At 67.2% G+C, this 17459-nt stretch carries 19 protein-coding genes and 4 pseudogenes; 16 read left to right on the top strand and 7 right to left on the bottom strand.

The annotated features are described in order from the left end of the window. Positions 1–64: 64 nt before the first annotated feature. A pseudogene (locus tag Q0741_RS07400) lies at positions 65–321 on the top strand (tripartite tricarboxylate transporter permease); the annotation flags it as partial. A 207-nt stretch (positions 322–528) separates the two neighbouring features. Beyond that, positions 529–875, top strand: a pseudogene (locus Q0741_RS07395) (MarR family winged helix-turn-helix transcriptional regulator). Here Q0741_RS07395 and Q0741_RS07390 read toward each other — a convergent pair. Together Q0741_RS07390 and Q0741_RS07385 are read right to left on the bottom strand one after the other, a co-directional pair. Beyond that, positions 857–1036, bottom strand: a pseudogene (locus Q0741_RS07390) (nitronate monooxygenase); the annotation flags it as partial. The pseudogenes Q0741_RS07395 and Q0741_RS07390 overlap by 19 nt on opposite strands. 203 nt (positions 1037–1239) lie before the next feature. After that, positions 1240–2445 (bottom strand): c-type cytochrome, encoded by a 1206-nt coding sequence (locus Q0741_RS07385; protein ID WP_298232555.1) that lies wholly within the window; start codon positions 2443–2445, stop codon positions 1240–1242. Between the two features lie 387 nt (positions 2446–2832). Here Q0741_RS07385 and Q0741_RS07380 point away from each other — a divergent pair, with 387 nt between their 5' ends. The 6 genes from Q0741_RS07380 (at position 2833) to Q0741_RS07355 (ending at position 6694) form a co-directional block, all read left to right on the top strand. Further along, positions 2833–3186, top strand: coding sequence for a DUF488 domain-containing protein (locus Q0741_RS07380; protein ID WP_298232554.1), 354 nt, complete (start codon positions 2833–2835; stop codon positions 3184–3186). Positions 3187–3338: 152 nt separating this feature from the next. Continuing rightward, entirely contained in the window at positions 3339–3473 is a 135-nt protein-coding gene (locus Q0741_RS07375; RefSeq protein WP_298232553.1) for a hypothetical protein, read from the top strand. A 41-nt stretch (positions 3474–3514) separates the two neighbouring features. Further along, a complete protein-coding gene (locus Q0741_RS07370) occupies positions 3515–3643 on the top strand; it encodes a hypothetical protein (RefSeq protein WP_298232552.1) in 129 nt (42 codons plus the stop codon). A 510-nt stretch (positions 3644–4153) separates the two neighbouring features. Further along, positions 4154–4672, top strand: coding sequence for an excisionase family DNA-binding protein (locus Q0741_RS07365; protein WP_298232551.1), 519 nt, complete (start codon positions 4154–4156; stop codon positions 4670–4672). Positions 4673–4723: 51 nt separating this feature from the next. Next, positions 4724–6415, top strand: coding sequence for a YbaL family putative K(+) efflux transporter (gene ybaL / locus Q0741_RS07360; RefSeq protein WP_298232550.1), 1692 nt, complete (start codon positions 4724–4726; stop codon positions 6413–6415). A gap of 36 nt (positions 6416–6451) precedes the next feature. After that, positions 6452–6694 carry an aldehyde dehydrogenase family protein gene (locus Q0741_RS07355; RefSeq protein ID WP_298232549.1) on the top strand — a complete coding sequence of 81 codons (243 nt, stop codon included), beginning with the start codon at positions 6452–6454 and terminating at the stop codon, positions 6692–6694. A 368-nt stretch (positions 6695–7062) separates the two neighbouring features. Here Q0741_RS07355 and Q0741_RS07345 read toward each other — a convergent pair whose 3' ends face one another. Further along, a complete protein-coding gene (locus Q0741_RS07345; protein WP_298232548.1) occupies positions 7063–7779 on the bottom strand; it encodes a hypothetical protein in 717 nt (238 codons plus the stop codon). Between the two features lie 299 nt (positions 7780–8078). On the opposite strand from Q0741_RS07345, the gene Q0741_RS07340 reads away from it, so the two are divergent. From Q0741_RS07340 to Q0741_RS07330, 3 genes and pseudogenes are all read left to right on the top strand, one after another. Continuing rightward, a complete protein-coding gene (locus Q0741_RS07340; protein WP_298232547.1) occupies positions 8079–9110 on the top strand; it encodes a catalase in 1032 nt (343 codons plus the stop codon). A 115-nt stretch (positions 9111–9225) separates the two neighbouring features. Beyond that, positions 9226–9330, top strand: a pseudogene (locus Q0741_RS07335) (4Fe-4S dicluster domain-containing protein); the annotation flags it as partial. Between the two features lie 226 nt (positions 9331–9556). After that, positions 9557–10054, top strand: coding sequence for a CopD family protein (locus Q0741_RS07330; protein WP_298232546.1), 498 nt, complete (start codon positions 9557–9559; stop codon positions 10052–10054). Here the strand turns inward: Q0741_RS07330 and Q0741_RS07325 are convergent. After that, positions 10018–10560 (bottom strand): DUF2231 domain-containing protein, encoded by a 543-nt coding sequence (locus Q0741_RS07325; RefSeq protein ID WP_298232545.1) that lies wholly within the window; start codon positions 10558–10560, stop codon positions 10018–10020. The genes Q0741_RS07330 and Q0741_RS07325 overlap by 37 nt on opposite strands. A gap of 60 nt (positions 10561–10620) precedes the next feature. On the opposite strand from Q0741_RS07325, the gene coxB reads away from it, so the two are divergent. From coxB to Q0741_RS07310, 3 genes are read left to right on the top strand one after another with little or no spacing between them, the layout of a single operon-like run. Beyond that, the gene (gene coxB / locus Q0741_RS07320) at positions 10621–11298 is read left to right on the top strand and encodes a cytochrome c oxidase subunit II (protein ID WP_298232544.1); all 678 of its coding nucleotides are present in this window, start codon (positions 10621–10623) and stop codon (positions 11296–11298) included. Further along, positions 11295–13796, top strand: a complete 2502-nt coding sequence (gene ctaD / locus Q0741_RS07315) for a cytochrome c oxidase subunit I (protein WP_298232543.1) — start codon at positions 11295–11297, stop codon at positions 13794–13796. The genes coxB and ctaD overlap by 4 nt, the downstream gene beginning before the upstream one ends. After that, complete coding sequence (locus Q0741_RS07310) at positions 13793–14131, top strand: hypothetical protein (RefSeq protein WP_298232542.1); 339 nt, start codon at positions 13793–13795, stop codon at positions 14129–14131. The genes ctaD and Q0741_RS07310 overlap by 4 nt, the downstream gene beginning before the upstream one ends. A gap of 47 nt (positions 14132–14178) precedes the next feature. Here the strand turns inward: Q0741_RS07310 and Q0741_RS07305 are convergent, their stop codons facing one another. Both Q0741_RS07305 and Q0741_RS07300 read right to left on the bottom strand, forming a co-directional pair. Further along, a complete protein-coding gene (locus Q0741_RS07305; protein WP_298232541.1) occupies positions 14179–15363 on the bottom strand; it encodes a multidrug effflux MFS transporter in 1185 nt (394 codons plus the stop codon). Between the two features lie 75 nt (positions 15364–15438). Further along, the gene (locus tag Q0741_RS07300) at positions 15439–15900 is read right to left on the bottom strand and encodes a MarR family transcriptional regulator (protein WP_298232540.1); all 462 of its coding nucleotides are present in this window, start codon (positions 15898–15900) and stop codon (positions 15439–15441) included. A gap of 142 nt (positions 15901–16042) precedes the next feature. Here Q0741_RS07300 and Q0741_RS07295 point away from each other — a divergent pair, with 142 nt between their 5' ends. Together Q0741_RS07295 and Q0741_RS07290 are read left to right on the top strand one after the other, a co-directional pair. Beyond that, on the top strand, positions 16043–16327 hold the full coding sequence (locus Q0741_RS07295; protein ID WP_298232539.1) for a LysR family transcriptional regulator: 285 nt from the start codon (positions 16043–16045) through the stop codon (positions 16325–16327). 86 nt (positions 16328–16413) lie between these two features. After that, positions 16414–16821 carry a CoA transferase gene (locus Q0741_RS07290; RefSeq protein WP_298232538.1) on the top strand — a complete coding sequence of 136 codons (408 nt, stop codon included), beginning with the start codon at positions 16414–16416 and terminating at the stop codon, positions 16819–16821. 102 nt (positions 16822–16923) lie between these two features. Here Q0741_RS07290 and Q0741_RS07285 read toward each other — a convergent pair. Continuing rightward, positions 16924–17459, bottom strand: a 536-nt coding sequence (locus Q0741_RS07285) for an FAD-binding protein (protein ID WP_298232537.1), incomplete at its 5' end; no start/stop codon positions are given.

Here is a 17459-nt window from a genome sequence, read left to right as displayed (position 1 = left end):
TCATCATCTCAGGCCTCGGCCACCAGCTCATCAACACATAACGCGAACAGCGCCAGACAACAACATGGTGGCCCTGTTCGCGGTGCTGGGGTACGCGTTCTACCGACTGCGCTGCGAGCCGGCACCGCTGCTGCTGGGTTTCATCCTGGGTCCGATGATGGAGGAGAGCCTGCGCCGCAGCTCTGCTGCTGTCGCCGCGGCGACTGGGGCACCTTCGCGCAGCGGCCGCTGTCGGCGAGCCTGCTGCTGGCCGCAGTGCTGATGCTGCTGGTCGTGGCTTTGCCAGCGGTGCGTGGCAAGCGGGAAGTCGCGTTCAAGGAGGCGGACCTGATGTCCTGCGGCAGGCAAGGTGGTGTGCAAGCCATCCGCCTGCCACACAGGCCGCGCTGCGCCAACGGCTTACCCGTAAACGATGACGGAATGCGACGGACGTCATACCTATCAGGCCGTGACGGGTGCGTCCATGACAAAGAAGACAAGGCCGACTACGAGTTGCTGTCCGAGTTTTGATACCAGCTGCGCCGCTTCATGCGTTTCAGCGAGGAGGCCGTGCAGGCCGAAGGGCTGACACCTCTGCACTACCACTTCTGCTGCAGTTGAAGGGCTTTCCGGGGCGGGAGTGGGCCACGGTTGGCGAACTGGCCGAGCGGCTGCAGGAGCGGCACCACGACGTTGTTCCGCTGGTCACTCGGTGTGAGAGCGCGAAACTGGTACGACGAGTGAGTGGGACGGTTGATCGGCGCGAGGTTGAAGTCCACCTCATCAGGAAGGGCGATCAGTGCATTGCGCGGCTTGCCGGGCTGCACCGTACGGAGCTGCGTTCGTTGTTGGACGTGTTGGCTTCCGGGTGGCCCAGGGCCTCTTCGCTGGCGTAGAACCGTGTGCCCATCAATGCACCCTGCGCGCCGAGCATCAACGCTGCCGCCAGGCCGCGTCCATCGGCAATGCCGCCGGCCGCCAGCACCGGCGTCGATGCCACCGCATCGACAACGGCAGGTACCAACGGCAGCGTCGAGCGTCCAGCGCCGTGGCCACCCGCTCTGGGCCTTGGAAAGAACGATCGGTACTCCTCCCCGGAAAATGTCATGACATGATGCCTATCCAGTCAAAGGGACTGATGCCGTGAACCCACTGCCTGCTGCCACGGGACCTGATGGATGACAGCGTGCTCCTCGCGCGCACCAGCCGGATCTTCCTGGGTGCATGGGTAGCTGCACTCGATGCTGGTGGAGGCTTGCCTCACAGGGATTTCAGGTACTCGGCCAGGTCTGCGACGTCCTGTGCGCTCAAGCCCAGGCCCAGCCTGGTGTTGTACCTGTTAGCGACGTCGCTCAGCGTGGCGGCCGAGCCGTCGTGGAAGTAGGGCGCATGCTGCCAGACGCCGCGCAGGGGCGAGGTTCGGTACTGCCCGGTGGCCGAGCGCGCCGCATAGCTTGGTGCTTCCGGTTCGGCCATCGAGTCGGCCGGCGGGTGCAGCAGCGAGTTGGCATCGGTGAAGGCCGGCCCCGCGTGGCACGTGACACAGCGTCCCGCACCGTCAAAGACAAGCTTGCCGCGTCCTGCCGCAGCGACGTCGAAGCTGCCTGCCGGCGCGGGTGGTGCCTGCAACGACAGCTGGTACGCCTGCAGTGCGGCGAGCTTGCTGCTGATGAGATCCTGCGTACCGTTCGTGATGTTCAACGGCAGGCGCGGGTCGCTAAACGATCCCTGACCGCCCATCTGCGTCACACCGACATACCGGTTCCAGTACGCGACGTCCTCGCCGTCGCCGGTGAACGTGATGCGGTGAATCCCGGCCAGCCCATACGCCGGTGGGATCACCACGGGCTTGCTGAAGCCGTCGATGTTGAACCGCGGGTCGTACCTGCCCTTGCCCCAGGAATTGAAGACCGCCTTCGTCGCTGCGTCGAGGGCGGGTGACAACGCGATGATCGCACCGGGGTTCAGGTCCCGATTGGCCCAGCCGTCAAGCCGCTTGCCTATACCGGGCGCGAAGGAGTTGTCCACGGTCGAATGGCACAACGCGCAAGTCACGCCCAGGCGGGTGAGCCGGTCGACGCCGTTGACTGTTTCGATCCTGCCCTTGAGGCCAACCACCGCATCAAGTTTGAGCAATGCAACCGTTGTCGCCGGACTCCGCAAATCCACCGTGCCGTTGCGGATGCCTTCCACAACGGCCGGGGGCAGGGCCTCAGCATCCACCTTCAGCCCAACCGCGAGCGCAGTGGTCGGGTCTACAGCCGTCTCGATCACTTCGTGCATCCTCAGCGTATCGGACCACTTCGCTTCATCGCCGAACGTGTCGTAGCGAAAGATCTGCTGGCCCTGTTCCAGCAGCAGGTGGTTGTCCTGAGTGTCGTTGTCCGACCCGCCGCAGGCGGTCAGGGCCAGGGCCATCGCAGCAAGTCTTGCTGCCTGGAGAGCGGAAACGTTGAGGATCGGCATGGCGGACTCCTGAGGAGGTTTCATGGCCGGGGCGTGGCCAGGTCAAACTGCCTTGCACGCACGGTTGCCATATCGACCGTGTGTCGTGCTCCTTCATGTCGGACCATCCCTAGCTGCGTCGGGTAGCGCACCGCGGTACGCCCTTGGTGCCTATACGGTGGCAAGGACATGTCCTTGAGCGATGGACGTCGCGGGACGCCAGTACGTTTCCTTTCCCATGCCGGCGCCGTGGGCGTCTGCATCGGCATGGAACGGTCCGGCCGGGCGCTGTTGAAGTCATGGGTTGTCCAACCAGCAACTGCGCCTTGATGACAAGGCAGGCCGCTCAGGGGATTGCCCGGTGATTCGTGAAATTGCCGCTCCCTCCACTTCCGCACGCACCCGCTCATGCCCATCCATCTGAAACGCGCCTATGACCCTCCCGAGCCCCGGGACGGTTTCCGTATCCTCGTGGACCGGCTATGGCCAAGGGGTGTCACGAAAAACGAAGCCCACATCGACCTCTGGCTCAAGGACGTGGCTCCCAGTACGGAGTTGCGCAAGTGGTTTGGGCACGATCCAGCCAAGTGGGCCGACTTCCAGGCCCGATACCGCAAGGAACTGGACCACAACTCCGAGCCGGTGGCCAGGATCGTCGAGCAGGTTCATCAGCGCACCGTCACGCTCGTCTATGGCGCCAAGGACCGGATGCACAACGATGCGGTGGTGCTCAAGGCCTATCTCGACGACAAGCTGAAGTAAGGGCGCAATCTTGGCGCTACGCTCCAGCATGAGGCTTTTCTCGCGCGGGTTTTAGCAATGCGCGAAGTGATCGGCGATCCTGTACGGTCCGGGTCAAATCGTTGCCGCTGAACGAGGCGTTAGCCCGGAATCCAGTAATTTTGCAAGACGGCGTGCGCCCCGGCGTAGTGGTCGAGGCACTGGAGATCGGGCCGTCATCGCTGGTGCGTGTGATCGACCAGCTCGTGGGCGCCTTGTACTGCGCGAGGAAGATCCTCAGGATCGTCGCGCGCGCATCCTGCGCCTGACGCCCATGGGCCACGAGTGCGCTCACAGGCTGGAGGAGGCCATGCTTGTTCTGCGCCGGCGGTTGTTCAAGGCAACAGCCAAGGACGACATCGAGTCCACACTGCATGTCTTTTCCGCTCTGGAGAAGGCGGACTTGGGCAACCCGGCAGCGCAGGCGAGGCCCCGCTGAAGGTCCGCCCCGCCCTCTTTTTCTGGCCCAGGCGGCGTCAAGGTGCCGCCCCACCACGGCGTTGGGGCCCGCCTCGGTGAGATCACAGGGGTCCAAAGACGAAGCAATAGGGCCGGGGAACGTCAACACCGGCCAGGGCAAGACAGAGATGCGGGGCGCATCCGGCAGCGACGCTTGAAATCGGGATGCCGATAGTTGTAAGCGCAAACAATGGCGTAAACCCTGTCCGCAAAGACGCGAAGTCAACGTGCAGCTCGATGTGGCCACGTCAGCAAGGGCAACCGTACGGGGCAGGCCTACTTCACCCGTCTGGTCTGCACCTACGGTGAAAACGCCGACGCGGTTGGCGCCATCAGCATGCCTTTCTGGCGCATGCGGATGCTCAGGGGACGAAGGAGCGGCGAGCGTTGGCGGAGAGGGCAGGGTGGACGTCGAACACCCCTGCCTTGCCATGGCAGTGACTTTCGTTTTTTTCGCTTCTGGCTTAAAGTATTCGAATAAAATGCGGGCATGTCGAACCGTCACCATGTGCCCTCACTCAACGAGTTGCTTGGCTGGCTCGAGCGCGCGTTCGCCCAGCACATCGAAGTCGACGCCCGAGCTGGCCGGGCGGCTGTCATGCGCCTGGGCGGCAAGGAGCTCAGCCTTCGAGACGTGCGCGAGCCGCCGCAACTGCTGACCCAGGCGCTGTGCGGCAAGCTGGCCGAGGTCGCTGCGTTCGGTCTCACGACGGCTCTGACGGACGAGTCTGCAGCTGGAACACGGCTCAGGATGCAACTCATCACCGCCCTGGCTGCGATCGAAGCCACGACAGGCTCAAACAGGGAGCGCCTGCACGGCGATGACGGCGAGGCCTTGCTGACGACGGCCGAGGCCGCGGCCCAGCTGGGCATGAGCCGGCCCTACGTCTCGATGTTGTGTGACCAGGGCAAGCTCGGCGAGGTCAGCCGCTCCGAAGGCGGACATCGCCGGATTCGGCAGTCCGCGGTCGATGAGTACAAGAAGTCCCATCTGGAAGAAGCCCCCTGACCACCCGCCTGTGGCGAAGCGATAACCCAGGCAGAGAAAGAAAGCACGAAGTTGCACCACGACATCTCCCTCATCACCACGCTTGCTGCCGGCTTCGGACTGGCCCTCATCCTGGGCTTCGTTGCCGCGCGTCTGAGGCTTCCCGCGCTGGTGGGCTACCTTCTCGCTGGCATTGCCATCGGCCCGTTCACGCCCGGCTTCATAGCGGACTCGCATGTCGCCGGACAACTTGCCGAGGTTGGCGTGATGCTGCTGATGTTCGGTGTCGGGTTGCACTTTTCCATCGACGACCTGCTCGCCGTGCGCAAGATTGCGCTTCCTGGCGCCATCGTTCAGATGATCGTGGCTACCGCCTTGGGTGCCGGCGTGGCGAGCCTTTGGGGATGGCCAATCGGCGCTGCACTGGTGTTCGGCATCTCGCTCTCCGTCGCGAGCACGGTCGTGTTGCTCAGGGCGCTCGAAAGCCGAGGTGTACTGGACTCCGCGAACGGGCGCATCGCCGTCGGCTGGCTCGTTGTCGAGGATCTCGCCATGGTGCTGGTCCTGGTGCTGCTGCCCGCGCTTGCGCCATCGTTGGGTGGACAGGGTGGCGCGACCGACCGCAGCACGGCCATGACGGTTGCGATCACGCTGGCCCAGGTCGGTGGCTTCGTGGCGTTCATGCTCATCGTTGGAAGGCGTTTCTTCCCATGGGTGCTTTGGCAAGTCGCCAAGACGGGGTCGCGGGAGCTCTTCACGCTTTGCGTCATCGCCGCTGCAGTCAGCATTGCGTACGGGTCGTCGCAGGTATTCGGGGTGTCGTTCGCGCTTGGCGCATTCTTCGCGGGCATGGTCCTTCGCGAATCAAAGTTCAGCGAACGCGCAGCCGAGCAGACACTGCCGCTGCAGGATGCCTTTTCCGTGCTGTTCTTTGTCTCGGTAGGGATGCTTTTCGACCCGAACATCGTTCTCAGGGAGCCCCTGCATCTTCTGGCGACGATCGGTGTCATCGTCATCGGCAAGTCCCTGGCGGCCATTGCCGTCGTATTGATGCTGCGCTACCCGGTCCGCACCGCCGTTACCGTGTCCGCGAGCTTGGCGCAGGTCGGCGAGTTCTCGTTCATTCTTGCGGGACTGGGCATGTCCTTGGGATTGCTTCCGAAACAGGGCAACGACCTCATCCTGGCCGGTGCCTTGATCTCCATCGCACTCAACCCGCTGATGTTCAGCTTTGCTGGCCCTATCGAACGCTGGTTTGCGCGTTTCCCGAAGCTTTCTGCCCGGCTTGATCCCTCGTCGAATCCGCTGTCCGAGCTGCCGATGTCGACCGAGGTCAAGTATCTGAAGAACCAGGTCGTGCTGGTCGGCTGGGGACGTGTTGGCAAGCAGATTGCCGGCGAACTGACCAAGCAGGGTGTGCCCTTTGTAGTGGTCGAATCGAACAGGGAGTTCGTCGAGGATCTGCGCCGCAAGGGCATGCCGGCAGTGTGGGGCGATGCAACCGAGGAAGGCGTGCTCATACAAGCGCACATTCGTGACGCTCGTGCCCTTGTCATCGCCACTTCGGAAACGGTTCAAGTACGGGCGATGGTCGACATAGCACGCACGTTGAACCCTGGTGTCAACGTCATCGTCCGGAGCCATAGCGAGGAAGAGGCGGATCTGCTGGAGCGCGACGGTGCAGGCAAGGTGTTCGTCGGCGAGCGGGAGTTGGCCCAGTCGATGGTCGGCTCCGTGCTGAGTCTGGTGAAGCTGCAGGCATGAGGCGCGTGGAGGGTGCCCAATGCGTTGGGCTGCGGCATGTTGCCCGCAGTCGTCACAGGCTTCGGGCTGTCGGTGAGCATCTGGACAAGCTCCACCGAGCGCGGCGTGAAGGTGGCCAAGCGCATCACCACGGGTGCGGCGTTCATCAATGCCATCACGGCGTCGGACGCACGCGTGCCTTTCAGCGGCACCAAGAAGTCTGGCTACGGCCGCGAGCTGGCCGCTGCCGGCGTGCGCGAGTTCTGCAGCGTGCGCACGTACTGGGCGCCCCAGGCCTGAGCACGGCCATGTTGAGGGTCTGGAAGTCAACCGCATCGACCAGCTCGTGGTCGGCCCGACGCTGCAAATCACGCGCGCAGGTGGCGCACCAGCAGGCCTCGCGCCTCGTGAAGCAGTTGCGTCGGCGCCTGCGCGGCCAGCCACTGCGGCCCTGGTGCTACCGCGCCTTCAGTTCGCTGGTGTCGTTGGGCAAGTTCCGCTTTGGGAGAGTAAGGCCCGGTACCGGGTAGAGCCCCGGCATGTGGATCACGAACTCCTTATGCACGGTCAAGGAGTCGGCCTTTGCCATCGCCTGCAGCTTGAACCCTGCGCCGGATACCGAAAGCCGGCAAGGCCGGGAGCAGGGCGCTTCCTTCGCCGTTGCAGTATCAGGACGTGGTGGCCTCGGCGCCCGGCGTGTCGGTGGACGGCGGCGCCTCGGGAGCCGCGGCGGGCACCCCGTCGGCAGCACGCGCGGGCTCGTTCGAGCCGTTGGCGCTGATCGTCCTACGCGACGCCTTCTTGCTCGCTGCCTTCTTGGCGGGTGCTTTCTTGGCTGCGGCATTTCGGGCTGCGCGCTTGGCCGTCACGGTGACGTCGACGGCTTCAGCTGCGGGTGCCTCATCCACCGGCGTGGCCTGGGCGCGGGTCTTCTTTGCAGCGGCCTTCTTGGCAGCCGCCTTCTTCGCGGGCGCAGGCGCTGCGGACGCCTGCGCGGTGCCAGCAGCCTTCCTGGCCGCCGGTGCAGCGGTCTTGGCACCGCGCGGGGCACGGCCTTCTTCCATGCCAAAGCGCTTGGCGGCCTTGGCATCGGTCGTGGCCAGGTGCGCGCCCTTGGCCGTCACGGGCTGCTCCAGCTTTACGGCGCCGTTCTCGTCCATCCTGGCGAGCGTCTGCGCCAGCTTGCCCACCGCGCGGGCGAGTTGCTTAACCGTCTTGGCACCGACCGCGACGTTGGCCAAGTCGATCTTCGTGCGGAAGGTGGCGGTTGCGACCGATTGTGCGGCCGTCTTTGGAGCAACCTTCTTGGCGACAGGTGCAACCTTTTTCGCAGCGGAATTCTTGGCGGCCGCTTTCTTTGTGGCGGCAATCTTTCTGGTCGGCATGGCAGTGTTTCTCCCTCAACGGAGAAAGTTGTGTGATTGCAGTCGAGGATTATCGGCCTGGCGAGCGGGACGCTTCCAGGTGAACAAGCGAGCAGGGGGATGAGAGGCGCGTCCCTGGGTGTCGACCGCTGGCTGTACTTGGTGGAGCGATTCCGGCAAGACCGCGGAGCACAGACTCTGACAACGGCCACGCTTGCACTCGGCGGGCGCCACGCGGCGCGGCCACGCTGGTTGACGCCGACCGCGATGCGGACTTACACCGTCGTGAGCTGTCCACGACAGCGAGAGGAGCCCGCACAATGCTTGCGAACACGCTCTACAGGCACGAGCAGTACAAGTTCGGCAGCCAAGCCGCCGAGGAAGCCGAGTTCCGTCAGCACATCGTGCGGGTGCAATCCGCGCAGCAGGAATTGGCCCGGCGCCATGCGCCTGCGGTGAACCGGCGTGTCTTCCACACCAAATCCCACGGATGCTTGATGGGCACGCTCACGCTGCGTCCTGACCGACCGGCATCGGTACGCCAGGGCTTGTTCAGCGACGGCGGCAAGCAGCGCTACAACGTGCTGGCGCGCTTCTCGAACGGTGTGGGGGAAATTCGGCATGACCTGAAGCCGGATGTCCGGGGCATCGCGCTGAAGATATTCGGCGTACAGGAAGGCGGATCCGAAACCAGTTCAGTCACGGAATGCTGTGTGGATTGGCTGCTGACCAATTCCCCCAATCCCTTCGGACGCGACCAGCAGGAGTTCGTCGAGTTCATGGAGGCCAACTTGCATCCGCTCACGAAACTGCCGGTCTTCTTGCTTGAGCATCCGAGAGTCGCCACGCTGCTGTTGAAGGCGACCTCCGTCCCCGTGGCCAGCCTGGCCACACAGCGGTACTGGAGCGGCCACCCGTATCTGCTGGGCCCGGACAGGGCGATGAAGTTCAACCTCACGCCAGCCTCAGGCATAGCGGTCGGGGCGGTCACTGAGCTTCTGGGCGCCAACCACCTGCGCGAGGACCTGTTGCGGCGCCTCAAGGACGGTCCTGTCCGGTTTTCGTTGAACGTGCAACTCGAGGTCTCGCCAGAGGTGACCCCTGTAGAGGATGCGCTTATCGAATGGGAGGAAGCGCAGAGCCCGTCCATGCCCGTCGCCGACCTGGAGTTGACGCGGGAGCTCGCCGGCATGGACGCTGACGCATTGAGTTTCACCCCGGCGCATTTCATCGCGGCCCATCGGCCGCTGGGCAACATGGCGCGCGGCCGGATATTCACCTACCGCGCCAGCCAGGAAGGACGGGGGGCGCTACCCCTGGATCCACCCGAGCAAAGCCTGTTTGCCGAGTAGTCTCCCAGCCACCGCAGGCGGAGCGTCCCAAGCTCAGCCAGCAAGAGGCCATGGCTGGGTCCTTGCATGGCCGGCCCCAGGCCGGCTGTGAGATTCGCAAGGCAAATTCAATGCGCAGAACTGCGCGCACTGCAAGACCTGCGACCTCAAGGATTCGGCACGGAACATCGTCTGGGTCTCGCCCGAAGGCGGCGGCGGGCCCAACCACGCAGGCATGTAGTACTGCTTGGCGACGCGGCCTTGGCGGTCAGCGTCCGGGTGATCGTGGCCCGTGCCCAGTCTGCCAAGAGATGTTGCGGGAACGGTGCTTGCCACCCTGCGGCTCGCTCCCAAGGCTTTGGGCGAAGGAAACATCGCATGGACAGCGGGCACGTGAGCGGCGGCTTGCCACGGGCGAAGCAGTGCGCGGCCGCAACCTCCCGTCGCGCGCGGCAGGGGCCGGGCGCGTGGAACTGATCGTCGGCCTCAAGGCCCTGCACATCACGGCGCTGGTCCTGTGGTGCGCGGGGTTGCTGGCACTGGCGCTGATGCTGCAGGCGCACCATCCGTGGCACTCGCAGGCCGATTACGGGCGGCTGCGCCGGCTCACGCACTACAGCTACATCCGGTTGGTCACCCCGGCGGCGGTGGTGGCCATCGCCGCAGGCACGGCGCTGGCGTTTGCGCGCGGCGTGTTCGAGCCGTGGTTCTTCCTCAAGCTGGCCGCCGTGGGACTGCTGGTCTGCGTGCATGCCTGGCTGGGCGTGGCAGTAAGCAAGATCGGCGAAACCACCGGACGCCATGTGCCGCCCAAGGCCTGGCTGGTGTTGGGCGTCGCGCTGCCAGCCATGGCAGCGGCGCTGCTGCTGGTGCTGGCCAAGCCGGCGCTGCCCGGCGATGCCCTGCCCGAGGTGCTGCAGTCGCCGCGCTACCGTTCGCTGCCGGTGGACGAAACCCCGATCTGATAATGGAACACCAGCTTGCCGCCATGCCAGCCCGTGAAGGCCGTGAAAGCCACCGCCAGCAGCGACAGCAGCAGCCCGTGCGGCAGCACCGCCTGCACCGCCCCTTGCAGCCGCCAGCCCCAGTTGGCACCCAGGATGGACAGCAGCATCACGGCGATGACGAAGTGCGTCCAGCTCTCGGCGCGCACGCGGATGCCGCGCACGAACAGCAGCTCCACCGTGCCCGACAGCCCAGCGGCCACGCCGAACAAGAAGGCCATGCCGCTGCCCCACAGCGCCGCGCGCGCCCAGAACGCGTCGCCCGTCCACCAGAAGAACACGTCGGCTCCGAACGTGCAGACCGTCATCGCGATCGGAAACGACACCAGCATGGCGTGGATCGGGTGGCCCGCGATCGCAATGCGCGAGTCGGTGCGATGGAAATGCGGCTTGGCACTGATCGGATCGACGAGCTCGCCGGCTTCGGGCGCCATGTCGGGCTTGTGGGCGGTGTCGGGATCGGACATGGCGGGTCGGCGGAATGGGCAGGGAACCACGTTGACCGGCAACACGCGTTCCCGCCCCGGGTGGCTGCGCTGGCCGTCCTGCTCGCGGGCTGCACGGGCGAGCAATCCGCGTTGGCGCCGGCCGGGCCGGCGGCACAGGCCATCGGCGAGCTGTGGTGGGCCATGTTCATTGGCGCCGCCGCGCTGTTCGCGCTGACGATGGGCCTGCTGGCTGCGGCCTTCCTGCGCCGCCGCCCCGCTGGGGTGCGCGCCGGCACGGCAGCACCCGTGCGGCCATGGCCTTGGCTGGTCGGCGGCGGACTGGTGCTGCCGGGGCTGGTGCTGAGTGTGCTGCTGGGCTTCACGCTGGTGATCGGCGAGCGGCTGCTGCCCCGGCCGGCTGCGGACGTGGTGACCGTGGAGGCCCGTGCGGCGCAGTGGGCCTGGACCTTCAGCCAGCGGGGTGCGAACGCGACCATCGAGCGCGTGGGCACGCTGGACATCCCGGCCGGCCGGCCGGTGGACCTGCGCCTCACCAGCGCCGACGTGATCCACAGCTTCTGGGTGCCGCGGCTGGCCGGCAAGCTCGACGCCATCCCGGGGCGCGTCAACACGCTGCGCATCGAGGCCGACGCGCCCGGCACCTACCACGGCCAGTGCGCCGAGTTCTGCGGCGATGGCCACGCCGGCATGCGCGTGCGCGTGGTGGTGCACGACGCGGCAGGCTGGGCGGCATTCCTGGCGCAGGCCACGCGATGAAGGCGCTGCAGCTGCACCGCGCGCTCGATGCGATCTGGTCCGCGCCGCCGGGGTGGCGCGGCTGGCTGGTGTCGGTCAACCACTCCGACATCGGGCGCCGCTTCATCGTCGCGTCCTTCGTGTTCTTTGCCATAGGCGGCCTGCTGGCGATGCTCATCCGTGCGCAGCTGGCCACGCCCGGCAGCGCCTTCGTGACGGCGCCGGTGTACGCGCAACTGTTCACGATGCACGGCACGCTGATGATGTTCCTGTTCGCGATCCCGATGTTCGAGGGATTCGCGATGTACCTGCTGCCCAAGCTCCTGGGCGCGCGCGACATGGCGTTCCCACGGCTGTCGGCCTACGGCTGGTGGTGCTACCTCTTCGGCGGCACGCTGCTGGTGCTGTCGCTGCTGGCTGGGGTGGCGCCGGCAGGCGGCTGGTTCATGTACACGCCGCTGACCTCGCGCACCTACGCGCCGGGCATCAACGCCGACGTGTGGCTGCTGGGCGTCACCTTCGTGGAGGTGTCGGCGGTGTGCGCGGCGGTGGAGATCGCGGTATCGGTGCTCAAGGTGCGCGCGCCGGGCATGTCGCTGGCGCGGCTGCCGGTGATGGCGTGGTACCTGCTCGCCACGGCGCTGATGATGCTGGTGGGCTTTCCGCCGCTGATCCTGGGCTCGGTGCTGCTGGAGGTCGAGCGCGCCTTCGGCTGGCCCTTCTTCGATCCCACGCGCGGCGGCGACCCGCTGTTGTGGCAGCACCTGTTCTGGCTGTTCGGGCACCCGGAGGTCTACATCATCTTCCTGCCCGCCGCAGGCATCGTCTCGACCGTGCTGCCCGTCATGGCGCGCGTGCCGCTCATGGGCTATGCCTGGGTCGTGGCCGCGGTGCTGACGCTGGCCTTCCTGAGCTTCGGGCTGTGGGTGCACCACATGTTCACCGTCGGCATCCCGCACATGGCGCTGGGCTTCTTCTCCGCCGCCTCGCTGCTGGTGGCGGTGCCCACGGCGGTGCAGGTCTTCGCCTGGCTGGGCACGCTGTGGGCGGGCCGCCCGCGCATGCAGCTGCCCATGCTCTACCTGGTGGGCTTCTTCGTGGTGTTCGTCATGGGCGGGCTCACCGGCGTGATGCTGGCGTCGGTGCCCTTCGACTGGCAGGCGCACGACAGCCACTTCGTCACCGCGCACCTGCACTACGTGCTGGTGGGCGGCTTCGTGTTCCCGCTGCTGGCCGGCGCCTACTACTGGCTGCCGCACTTCACCGGCAACCGCAACGCCTACGGGCTGGGCAAGGCGGCGTTCTGGCTGATCTTCATCGGCTTCAACGCGACCTTCCTGCTCATGCACCTCACCGGGCTGCTGGGCATGCCGCGCCGAGTGCAGACGTACCCGGACGACGCGGGCTGGACGGGATTGAACCTGCTGTCCTCGGTGGGCAGCTTCGTGATGGCCTTCGGCTTCGCGCTGTTCGCCATCGACGTGGCGCTGTCGCTGGCGCTGGGCCGGCGCGCCCGCCGCAACCCCTGGGATGCCACCACGCTGGAGTGGGCCATGCCCACGCCGGCACCCAGCTACAACTTCGCCAGCCTGCCGCACGTGGAGCAGCGCGAGCCGCTGGCGCACGACGACGCGCTGCCGCTGACGCTGGCGCAAGGCCGCGGCTACCTGGGCCGTGTGCGCGGCAACCTGCGCGAGACGCTGGGCGTGGAGATGAACAGCGGGCGCGTCGAGCAGCTCGTGGTGCTGCCGGGCAACACGGCGTTGCCTATCGTCACGGCGGCCGTGACGGGCCTGTTCTTCCTGTCGCTGCTGTTCAAGCTGTATTGGGCCACGCCGCTGTGCGCGGCCGTGCTGCTGGCGCTGGCCTGGCGCTGGGCCTGGGTGCTGGGGCGGGACAGCGGCAGCGGTGCCGTGGACATCGGCGGCGGCGTGCGCGTGGCGCCGCACCGCGAGGCGGCCGAGGCACCGGGCTGGTGGGGCAGCATCTTCACGCTGGTGGCCGACGCGGCGCTGTTCGGATCGCTGCTGTTCGGCCTGGCCTACCTGCGCGTGGTCACACCCGGCGCCGCACCGCCGGCGGCTTTCGACGCGCGGGTGTCGGACCTGGTGGCGGGTGCAGCGTCCTTCGCACTGGCCGCCATCGCCGTCGCACGGGCCGCCGCGGCGAACTGCCGCGCCGCTCGGCACCGCGCGGCGTGGTGGCTGCTGGGCTCGGCCGGCGGGTTGCTGGCGGGTGGCGCAGTGCTGGGGGCGGGGCTGCTGCTGCGCCAGCCGCCTGCGCAGGCGCACGCCTGGGCGGCAGTCAGCGCGATGCTGCTGTGCTACGCGCTGGTCCATGCCGTGATCGCACTGGCCATGCTGGCCTATGCCGCCGCGAGGCTGGCCACCGGGCAGCTCGACGCCGCACGCGCCCTGGAGCTGCGGGTGGCCGCGCACTGGATCTGCTATGGCAGCGGCGTCGGTGCGCTGACGCTGGCGCTGCTGCATGCGCCGGCGCTGTACGGAGCCGGGCCATGAGGGAAATGCGCGAGCTGCTGCGTGCGCTGGCCGGGCTGTTCGGCTGGGCCGCCTCGTTCACGCTGGTCTACGCGCTGCACGGCCTGGGCTGCGCGCGCGGGTGGCATCTGATCCCCGTCGGGCACACCGATCAGCACCGCGCCGTGCTGTTGGGTACCTGGACCGTCTGCCTGCTGCTGCTGGGCCTGCTGGCACTGCGCACGCGCCGGGCCGAGGCCGGGGCCCAGCCGCATCAGCGCCTGCTGGCCCGGCTGGCGCGCAGCTCGGCCTGGGTGGGATTCGTGGCTACCGCCTTCACGCTGGTGAGCGTGGTGACGGCCTCGTCATGCGTGTAGGCCACCCACGTCCGTGGCGCCGGTTCCGGAATGTCGCCGGGCTCGGGTCAGCGTTCGATGTGCATGCCCCAGCGGAATGCCGCCTGCGCCACGACGCCGGCACCGACCAGCACCAGCGCGGCGGAAACGCCAGGGTCGCTGCCCAGGCCCGCCAGCGCGCTGCACAGCGCGCCGACGGCCATCTGCGTGAAGCCGTAGAGGCCCGCGGCGGAGCCGGTGAGCCGCGGATCGACGCTGATGGCCCTGGTGGACACGGCCGGGCTGCACAGCCCGGCGCCCATGGCGTAGAACCCCATGAGCACGGCCACGCCCCACGCCGGCGGCTGTGCCATCCACAGCATGGCCAGCAGCAGCAGGGTTGCGCAGGCCAGGCTCAGCGCGCTGGCGTGGCGCACGAGCCGCGCCTGGGGCACCCGGCCTGCCAGGCGCGAAGCCAGCAGGTTGCCGATCGACATGCCGACGACAGGCGCCAGCAGGTAGTAGCCCACCTCGTGGAGCGGGCGGTGCAGACGCTCGCCGAAGATGAAGGGCGCCGCCGCCACGAAGGCGTAGAAGGCGGTGGTCGAGCAGCCGCCGCCGAGGTTGCAGGCCACGAACACGCGTGAACGCAGCAGCGTGCGGGCATCCTCGAGCAGCGAGGACCGCTGCGCAGCCGTCGGCAGCGCCGGCCGGGTCTCGGGCAGGCGCAGCCACACGGCCCCCAGCGCCAGCGCGCCCAGCAGCACGAAGCACGCGCACACCCAGCGCCAGCCCAGCGTGCTCACCACCGCCGAGCCCAGCAGCGGCGCGATGCCCGGGCCGACCAGCGTGATGAGCCCGAGGGTCGCCAGCCGCTGCAGCGTCTCGGTGGTGCCGGAGGTGTCGCGCACGATGGCGCGTGCCAGCAGCAGCCCGGCGCAGCCGCCCACCGCCTGCAGCAGCCGTGCGCCGAGCAGCAGCTCCACCGTGGGCGCCCACAGGCACACCAGCCCGGCCGCGGTGTAGAGCGCCAGCCCGGCCAGCAGCGTGGGGCGGCGGCCGAAGCGGTCCGACAGCGGGCCGTAGAGCAGCTGCCCGAAAGCCAGCCCCAGGATGTAGAGGCTGATGGTGGACTGCGCCGCCGCCGGCGTGGCGTGCAGCTCGCGCGCCACCAGCGGCAGCGCCGGCACGAACATGTGCATCGCCAGCGTGCCGCCGAAGGTCACGAGCACCAGCAGCCACAGCGGTGGGGATGTATTTCGGGAAGGGTTCATCGGACAAGGGACAGCGCCTCGGCACTGCCCGCGGGCGAGGAAGTGGGACCTGGTTCCGGTGAAGGCATGGAAGGCTCAGACCGGGTTGTCCTGCCGCGCAGGGTCAGCCAGCGCGGCATCCAGTGCAGCAAAGACACGCAGCGTGGCTTCGATGTCGGCCTTGGATGCGGTTTTGAACAAGCGTCGGCGCAGCAGCACCATCGCTTCCTCCAGCCCTTGGGCGCATTCGCGTCCTGCGGGTGTCAGGCGCAGGATGCGGGCACGGCGGTCCTGCGGGTCCTCCTCGCGCGCGACGAGCCCGGCCTCCACGAGTTGGTCGATCACGCGCACCAGCGAGGACGGTTCGATCTCCACCGCCTCGGCTACCGCTCCGGGCCGTGCGCCGTCCGGCATGCGGCCGATCACCACCATCGGCCATGCCGTTGCATGCGACAGCCCGAAGGTGGAAGCCGCCTCGTCCGCCGCCGCACGGTAAGCCCGGGACAGCCGCAGCATGCCCAGCACCAGGTGGCGCAGCATCAAGTCATTGGTTCGCATGCGAAATAATAGCGTACCAATAGATTGCACGCTGAAGCCACTGTCGGGTTCCGACGGGAACGGGCACAAGGGGTCGCACAGACCTGTTCCGGCTCACACCCTCCGGCGGACCCCTTCGGGACCGCGCCGCACGCTGTAGGCCATGGACGATTTCACCCGCATCAGGACCTTTATCAAGGTGGTCGAAGCCGGCAGCTTCTCGGCTGCGGCGCGGGATGGGCAATCCACCGGTGCGGTCGCCAGGTTCGCGCGGCGGCCAGGTCGGGGAGGTCCCCGCAGGGTCAGGGAATTTGTTGATTTCTTGATCGAGGCCTTCAACGAAGCCACGATCCACGGACGCGTGTCAACAAAGACCCCTATGTACCGCCCACCGGCAAGCGCCGGCATGGCCGTCCCGACTGCAGGCGCAGGAAGGGAAGGGCACTGACATGGCGGGACCACTGGCGGGCGTCAGCGTCCTGGAGTTCGCAGGCCTCGGACCTGGAACCTTCACGGCCATGACGCGGGCACGACATGGGTGCTGATGTGTTGCGCGTGCAACGGGCTGGCGGACAGACGGCCAATTCCAATCCCGTCGTCGTTCGCGGCATGCGCTCAATCGAGCTGGACCTGAAGTCTGATGCCGGGCACGAGGCCGTGCTGCGCCTTGTCGAGAAGTCGGACGCGGTGATCGAGGCATTTCGCCCCGGCGTGATGGAGCGGCTTGGCACCGGCCCCGAGCCCTGCCTGGCCTGCAACCCGCGCCTGGTCTACGGACGCATGCCGGGCTGGAAACGACATCAACTACATCGCTCTGATTCCAGTTCGCGATGGCCAGTGAAGTCATTCCGTCATGCCCGCGCAGGCGGGCATCCACGCGGACCGGGATGCCGCTCGGAGTTCGTGGACACCCGCCTCCGCGGGTGTGACGGGATTCTTTGAGTCGGCGTCAAGAACTGGTATGACAGGGCTATTGACGCGGGGGCACGCTTGCGTGCGTGAAGTTTCCAACCCGAACGTGGTGCGGTACCCACGCCACGCTGGCTAACGCACAGGATCTATCCCAAGTGCGCCCGTCAACTCGGGCGCTGCCGTAAAGACGTCGGCCTCCAGGCCGTAGTCGGCCACGCCGAAGATGGGCGCTTCCGGGTCCTTGTTGATCGCCACGATCACCTTGGAGTCCTTCATGCCCGCCAGGTGCTGGATCGCGCCGCTGATGCCGCAGGCGATGTAGAGCTGCGGGGCCACGATCTTGCCCGTCTGGCCCACCTGCCAGTCGTTGGGGGCGTAACCGGCATCCACCGCGGCGCGCGAGGCACCCAGCGCGGCGCCCAGCTTGTCGGCCAGCGGCGTGAGCACTTCCGTGAATTTTTCAGCGGAGCCCAGGGCACGGCCGCCCGAGACGATGATCTTGGCCGCCGTCAGCTCGGGCCGATCCGACTTGGTCAGCTCGCGGCCAACGAAGGCGCTCTTGCCGCTGTCACCCACCGCGGCCACGCTTTCAACCGCGGCGCTGCCGCCGGCGGCCGGCGCGGCGTCGAAGCCCGTGGTGCGCACGGTGATGACCTTCACCGCGTCGG

This window comes from uncultured Azohydromonas sp. (assembly GCF_937926365.1).
Lineage (GTDB): Bacteria > Pseudomonadota > Gammaproteobacteria > Burkholderiales > Burkholderiaceae_C > Azohydromonas.
Note: the sequence above shows the minus strand (reverse complement) of the source record. Positions and strands in the feature narration are given on the sequence as shown.